Source organism: Pseudomonas sp. 1L-B-1-E-C1 (assembly GCF_057291835.1).
On sequence record NZ_JBXAWN010000013.1, the window covers coordinates 197,999 to 204,428 of the forward strand.

Consider the following 6,430-nt stretch of genomic DNA (forward strand, 5'->3'; position numbering starts at 1 on the left):
ACAATTTGCTGGCTGATACACCGCTTTCGCGAGCAGGCTCGCTCCCACAGTTGTTCGTACAAATCAGCTTTCAGCGCGGATCGACCGCCATGCCGCCTGCGCAAGCATTTCGCGATAGGCCTTCGGGCTGCCTTTAACCCGCCCTGCCAGCCAGGCCCGGCAATAGCTGTCCGCTTGGCCGATGATCAGCGATGGCAGCAGTTCCGCAGGCAAGTCCTGAAGCTCGCCAGCGCGACCCGATTCCGCCAGCCATTGGCGCAGACGCAGACTGCGCGTCTTGTTGCGCTCGGCCAGTTCGTCCTTGAACGGGCCTTTGGTCACGGCGAACCGGGCGTGGTACTGGAATCGCGCCCACTGCGGCTGTTGCTCGACCCAGTCGACATAGCTGAAGACGAGCGCCTGCACGCCTTCTTCAGTGGTAGCGGCCGCGTCCAGATACGCATCACGCAAACGCGCCTGATCCTCCAGCGCAGTGAAAAACAGCGCCGCGACCAGCCCTTCCTTGTTGCCGAAATGGTGATAGATCGCGCCGACGCTGGTATCGCATTCGGCGCGAATCATCTCGATGGTGGTTGCCTCGATCCCCTGTTCGTTGAACAGGCTCAAGGCCTTGCGAAAAATATCGCGTTTGAGTTCGGCGCGGCGACCGGGGTAGCTGCGTTCCAGTAGATCGGCGGTGTCCATGCTGCTTGAGGTCCGAAAACGGGTTTGAAGAAGGCGTTAAGTGCCCGTGAGCAAATCGCGCCTAGGTTGACAGATTTGCCGCTAACAGAATACCGTTCCGTTACAGAACATTATTCTGTAACGGAACATCATTCTGCAAACCTACCCAGTGAGGCTTCCCATGAGTCAATCTCTCAGCATGTTCAACAGCGTCGGCCCGGACGCTTTCAGCAATATGGCCTGCCAGTTCGCCCCCTACTTCAGCAGCATCAATCCGCTGATCAGCGAATTGCGCCCGAATGCCGCCACCGTGCAGGTGCCGTTTCGCAAGGAAATCACCAATCACCTCGGCACGGTGCATGCGATCGCCATGTGCAACGCGGCGGAACTGGCCGGTGGGATGATGACCGACGTATCGATCCCGGCCGGGGCACGCTGGATTCCCAAAGGCATGACCGTGGAATACCTGGCCAAGGCGAAAACCGACGTCACCGCCGTGGCCAGCGCCGAAGGTGTGGATTGGCAAAGCGATGGCGACAAGGTGGTCAACGTCGACATTCACGATACCGAGGGCAAAAAGGTCTTTACCGCGCGGATCACCATGAACGTCAAGCTCGGTTGAGATTGCAGGCACAAAAAAGCCCTTGCTACGGAATGCGCAGCAAGGGCTTTTAATTGGCCGGATCAGTGCAGTGTCAGGCGCTGGCGGACGAATTCCTCTACGTGGCGACTGGTCTGGTCCAGATGCCGGTCGCGTTGTTTTTCCGCATCGAGCATCGCGCGCTTGCCGTTCTTTTGCAGCAGGTAGGTATGAATCTGCTGCACTTCCAGTGAGCGGTAGATCGGCGTGGTGTCAATGAACCCACGCAAACCGTTGCTGCGGTAATGCCGCGTGCTCATCAGCACCCGCGTCTCGCGCTGGCCGATCACTTCAAAACCCAACGCCTCGAAGTACGGCACCTTGCCGATGCTGCAGGCCAGTTCCGCATGCGGATAGCGCCCGACCATGTCCGCGAGCAGCGCCCGCGCCACCCCCTGACGCCGATGCCCTTCACGCACCGCCATATACGCGACGCTGCACGCCTCCCAATCGCCTTGCACCGGCAGGTACAACAGAAAGCCGATGACCTGTTCCGGATCGTCATCACCGGTGGCAACCAGCAATTCCACCTCGGTGCCCTTCTGGCCATTCAGGGCTTCGAGATACAGATGCATCTCGTAACCGACCGCGTACTGATAAACGTTGTAGAGCAGATTACTCGGGCCGAGGCCCACCGCGCTGATGTCGGTGAGGTAGTCGACGACCATTTGCAGAATCTGGCTGTTGACGCTTTCGGGGCATGGAGAGGTGTAGTGGGTGATGCGTGGCATGGGCAAACTCCGGCGGTAAAAAACGTTGCCGATGAGCTGAGCCGTCGACGAACCGCGACATCATACCGTGCCGGGCTCCATGGAACTCGTCACTGTTGCGGGGCCACGACTCTGAATTTGATGTTGATGTCTTTGGACACCACGCTGTCTGCCCACTCGCCCGCACCGAGCCCGAACTCATCGCGTTCGAGCACCAGCTCACCGTCGAAAATGCCAACGGCGTTGTCCGGTTTCAATTCCACAGGTATCTCGACGTCGCGGGTGATGCCCTTGAGGGTCAATTGGCCGACGACGTGATAACGATGCTCGTCCACTTTGGTGAAATGGCTGGATTCGAACACGGCGACCGGATATTTCTCTGTGTCGAACCAGGCCGGTTTGACCAGCTCGGTATTGGCGTCTTCACTGCCGGCGTCGATGCTGCCCAGATCAATCTGCAGCGTGGTGCGGGCGTTGGCGAGATTGTCGGTATTGAAGTCCAGGGTAGCCTCGAACTTGCCGAAGGTACCGTACATTCGCGAGCCCAGCTGGTTGTAAGTGAAGCTGATCTGGCTGGCAGTGGTATTGACCCTGGTGTATTCAGCGGCCTGCGCGACGGCCGGTGCGCACAGGCAAAACGCAGCAAGCAGCAATAATCGCATCGACATGGAGTTCTCCGGGCAACGCCTGCCGTCGAGGGCCTTGGTTGACTTAAGCAAACAACCGAACGTTATGCCACTCCACGCTCAGGCACTGGAGATTCGATAATCCCGGCGCTGTGCGGTTGACCCGAAACGTGCTTCGCCCCCACGCGCAGACGGTGGCGCAATGTCAGTGCAGGGCGCTCGACGCAGTAATAGGTCACGCCACTGCAGGCAAATGACAACACCAGCACCGCTCCAATAATGTTGGCGTCATACGCCACCGGCCAAAAACCGCGCAGTAAATACATGGCCACAAAGTGGTTGAGGAACACGCCGTAGCTGATATTGCCAAGGAACTCGTCTACCCGATTGAACTTGAGTCTGGTGAAAACATAGACCAGTGGGATTCCCACGGCGATGCCGAGCGTGACCTCGGCGTTGAACGGACGACGTTCGATCCACCCTGCCATGATCGCCACAAACATCAGCGCCGCCGCCACGGCAGTGCCCGCGACAATGGCCATTCCTTTGACGTTGCGCTGGTAGAGATAGCAGCCGCACAGGAAGATGAACAACACGCCTGGCAGCAAACGGTAGCCGTAGATGTCGGTATTGATGAAGCCAAGGCACGCCAGCAAAAAAATCCCGACCGAGACAGCAAAGGCGACACCCTGCGCCTTGAAAATCAACAGAAAGGGGATCAGCAGATAGAAACTCATTTCCAGCCCGAGCGACCAGCCGGGTGGCAGGATCTCGGTTCCGCCAACGCCGAACATGTAATAGCCGAGCGGCAGCATGAGTACGCTGGACGACAGGGTTCGCCATGTCAGCTCAGCCGCTTGGGGCGTGCCGGGCAACAGAAAATGGATCACCAGACAGGAAGCAACGAAGTACACCAGAAATTGCGGATACAGCCTCAGCGCCCTGTCGACATAGAACAGACTGATCTTTTTTGGCTCACTGTAGTTTCGCTCGATGAGCGAGGCCATCACGAATCCACTGATGATCAGGAAGGAAATAACGGCGATCACGCCAGGATTAAGTCCTGCGAACGTTTTGCCCATGTGAGATACAGCGACCAGCACGGCCAACAGCAGTCGAAAAGCTCCCACTTACACCCTCGTAATGTCCTTATAGTTGTGGGCGCATACGCTACGACGCTTTTGTGCGGGAGAACAGAAAAATGTTCACCCGCAATAGCTGCGCCTACAGCAATCGCTCGATCTTCTGATTCTTCCAGACGAGTTTGTAATACAGCGTCTGCAAAACCAGCATCCCCAGATAGGCAACCGGAAACGCCATCCATACGCCCTGCAGGCCAAACTGCCCGTCCAGCCAATACGCCGCCGGCAATTGCACGCCGACCACGCAAATAATTGAAATGATCACCGGCACCAGCACCGTGCCGCTGGCGCGCATGATCCCGCCGATGATGGCCTGGAAGCCGAAGACCAACAGGCTCCAGAGCATGATGTGCAGCAGATGCTCGGCCATCGCGCGAGTCGGGTCTTCGGTCAGGAACAGGCCCAGCAACCAGTGCGAGAGCAGATAACCCAGCACAATCAGGCCACCGGTCAGGCACACATTGATCAACAGCCCGGTGCGCAGGATCGGCCCCATGCGTTGCAGATGTCCGGCGCCGATCGCCTGGGCACCGAGGATCGATGCCGTGATCGCAATCGACAATGCAGGAAACTGCACATAGTTGACGATCTGGGTGACTGCGCCATACGCCGCTGTCGCTTGCGAGCCGTGCTGGTTGACCAGTGCCAGAATCACCAGCTCCGATAACGACAGCACGATCATCTGCACCCCGGTTGGCAGGCCGATGCGCAGAACCTTGCCGAGGATGACCCGGTCCAGCCGAAGCGCGGCGAAGAATTCTCGATCCGGTGCCAGCGGGTGGCCCTTGCGGATCAGCCGCCATGCCAGCCATGCCATCGCGGCCAGATTACCGGCGAGTCCGGCATATGCCGCGCTCTGAATGCCCAATGTCGGCAAGCCCAGCCAGCCGCGAATCAATGCGGGCGTCAGCGCCAGCCCCACGGCGGTGGATACGATCAGCGCCAGCAACGGCGACAGCGTATCGCTGACGCCGCGCAGCAACTGAGTGAACAGTACGAACACCAGCAGGGACGGCAGAATCCACAACATCACGTGGGCATAGGCCACCGCATCGTCGAGTACATCTGCCGGGGTGCCCAGGCCTGTGAGTGCCTGCCGCGCGAACACAGTGCCCAGCACCGCTGCGACCAGACCGATCAATACACCCAACAGCAACGTTGCCCCGGCGATCGCTTTGACCATGTGCGTTTCGCGTGCGCCCCACGCCTGACCGATCAACACACCCGCTCCAGCCCCGAGCCCGATGACCAGTGCAATGAAAAAGAACACGACGGGAAACATGCCGGACACTGCCGCCAACGCCTGGGTGCCGAGCATCTGGCCGATGTAAATACTGTTGACCGTGCCGGACATCGATTGCAGGAAATTGGACAACACCATCGGCGCAAGAAACAGCAGATAGGTTTGCCAAAGGGGTTTGGCGAAGGTGGTGCTTTGCATTGAATGGAGGTCCATCTCTACGGCGGCAGGCCTGATTGACGATAGCTTCGGTGAGTTGGGTGCAGCGTGCAATCAACATTTCCAATCGGCGTTGATTGCCTGTTTTGGATTTGTGTAAATGCCAGAGATCGCTTTGTGTCAGTGTGCGGCTGTGGTAAATCACAGCTCTTCCGACAGATACTATTGAGGCGCGGCTCATGCGTAAGGTTGCAAATATTCTGGTCAGTACCCTCCTCGCTCTGTTCGCCGCCTGTACTCAGGCCGCCGCACCGGCAGCAGCACCTGATTCATTGAAATCCTTACTCGCCACCCTGAACGAACGCCTGAACATCGGCGATCTGGTTGCGCTGACCAAGTGGGACAGCGGCAAGCCGGTCCAGGACAGCCCACGTGAGGCGCAGGTCATTGCCGATGCCCGAACGCTGGCCACCGAACACGAACTGAACCCGGACGATGTCGCGCAGCTGATCGCGGCACAGATGGAGGCGAACAAACTGGTGCAGTACGGTCTGCTCGCGCAATGGCAAGCGGCAGGTACGGCACCGGACACGCCGCGCCCGGATCTGGGCAAACAGATTCGCCCCCATCTGGATGCGCTGCAAAAACGCCTGTTACAGCAATACGCCGAGTTCGCGCCCCATCGACAGGACCCGAATTGCCCGTCCTGGCTGGCCAATGCACGCAGCGGTCTGGCCGCCGATGCGCTGCATGAGCTGGCACTGATTCGTGCCGGTGGCGAGTTGTGTGTACGGGTCAAAGCGCTCTGAACCAGAGGTCTTGGCAACCATCATCAGCGTCGATGTTCACCATCACGTCAATGAAGTTCTCATAAAAACTGCGCGGCGTAACATCGGCTCCAGACAAACAAACAACTTTCTGGAGCACACGATCATGAAACGCCAAACCCTTCTCGGCATCGCATTCTCGGTTTTCGCAGTTAACGCTTTTGCCGCAACGCCCGTGCACACTCTGGTCGCTGAAGGCGGCTCGGACAAGCTGATCGAAAGCCGCTTGGCTGAGGGTGGCTCTGATCGCCTGATCGAACGCCGTGTTGCCGAAGGTGGTTCCGATCGTCTGATCGAACGCCGCGTTGCCGAAGGTGGCTCTGATCGTCTGATCGAACGCCGCGTTGCCGAAGGTGGCTCTGATCGTCTGATCGAACGCCGCGTTGCCGAAGGTGGCTCTGATCGTCTGATCGAACGCCGCGT

The 6,430-nt window shown here is 58.6% G+C and carries 8 protein-coding genes; 3 read left to right on the forward strand and 5 right to left on the reverse strand.

Annotation, left to right across the window (positions count from 1 at the left end; genetic code table 11):
- Positions 1-63 precede the first annotated feature (63 nt).
- Positions 64-684, reverse strand: a complete 621-nt coding sequence (locus AC0Z4S_RS22550) for a TetR/AcrR family transcriptional regulator (RefSeq protein WP_485624655.1) — start codon at positions 682-684, stop codon at positions 64-66.
- Between the two features lie 160 nt (positions 685-844).
- Here AC0Z4S_RS22550 and AC0Z4S_RS22555 point away from each other — a divergent pair, with 160 nt between their 5' ends.
- Entirely contained in the window at positions 845-1,285 is a 441-nt protein-coding gene (locus tag AC0Z4S_RS22555; RefSeq protein WP_485624656.1) for a hotdog fold domain-containing protein, read from the forward strand.
- Between the two features lie 62 nt (positions 1,286-1,347).
- Here AC0Z4S_RS22555 and AC0Z4S_RS22560 read toward each other — a convergent pair whose 3' ends face one another.
- The 4 genes from AC0Z4S_RS22560 to AC0Z4S_RS22575 form a co-directional block, all read right to left on the reverse strand.
- On the reverse strand, positions 1,348-2,034 hold the full coding sequence (locus AC0Z4S_RS22560) for a GNAT family N-acetyltransferase (RefSeq protein ID WP_485624657.1): 687 nt from the start codon (positions 2,032-2,034) through the stop codon (positions 1,348-1,350).
- An 89-nt stretch (positions 2,035-2,123) separates the two neighbouring features.
- The gene (locus tag AC0Z4S_RS22565; protein ID WP_485624658.1) at positions 2,124-2,681 is read right to left on the reverse strand and encodes a YceI family protein; all 558 of its coding nucleotides are present in this window, start codon (positions 2,679-2,681) and stop codon (positions 2,124-2,126) included.
- 62 nt (positions 2,682-2,743) lie between these two features.
- Entirely contained in the window at positions 2,744-3,769 is a 1,026-nt protein-coding gene (locus AC0Z4S_RS22570) for an acyltransferase family protein (protein ID WP_485624659.1), read from the reverse strand.
- A 94-nt stretch (positions 3,770-3,863) separates the two neighbouring features.
- The gene (locus AC0Z4S_RS22575) at positions 3,864-5,222 is read right to left on the reverse strand and encodes an MATE family efflux transporter (RefSeq protein WP_485624660.1); all 1,359 of its coding nucleotides are present in this window, start codon (positions 5,220-5,222) and stop codon (positions 3,864-3,866) included.
- A gap of 197 nt (positions 5,223-5,419) precedes the next feature.
- On the opposite strand from AC0Z4S_RS22575, the gene AC0Z4S_RS22580 reads away from it, so the two are divergent.
- Both AC0Z4S_RS22580 and AC0Z4S_RS22585 read left to right on the forward strand, forming a co-directional pair.
- Positions 5,420-5,989, forward strand: coding sequence for a chorismate mutase (locus AC0Z4S_RS22580; protein WP_485624661.1), 570 nt, complete (start codon positions 5,420-5,422; stop codon positions 5,987-5,989).
- 124 nt (positions 5,990-6,113) lie between these two features.
- Positions 6,114-6,430: hypothetical protein (locus AC0Z4S_RS22585; protein WP_485624662.1), on the forward strand; the 317-nt coding region annotated here is incomplete at its 3' end.

Coding starts and splice junctions, on each gene's coding strand:
- AC0Z4S_RS22550 (WP_485624655.1), bottom strand. CDS start 684: ATGGACACCGCCGATCTACTGGAACGCAGCTACCCCGGTCGCCGCGCC.
- AC0Z4S_RS22555 (WP_485624656.1), top strand. CDS start 845: ATGAGTCAATCTCTCAGCATGTTCAACAGCGTCGGCCCGGACGCTTTC.
- AC0Z4S_RS22560 (WP_485624657.1), bottom strand. CDS start 2,034: ATGCCACGCATCACCCACTACACCTCTCCATGCCCCGAAAGCGTCAAC.
- AC0Z4S_RS22565 (WP_485624658.1), bottom strand. CDS start 2,681: ATGTCGATGCGATTATTGCTGCTTGCTGCGTTTTGCCTGTGCGCACCG.
- AC0Z4S_RS22575 (WP_485624660.1), bottom strand. CDS start 5,222: ATGCAAAGCACCACCTTCGCCAAACCCCTTTGGCAAACCTATCTGCTG.
- AC0Z4S_RS22580 (WP_485624661.1), top strand. CDS start 5,420: ATGCGTAAGGTTGCAAATATTCTGGTCAGTACCCTCCTCGCTCTGTTC.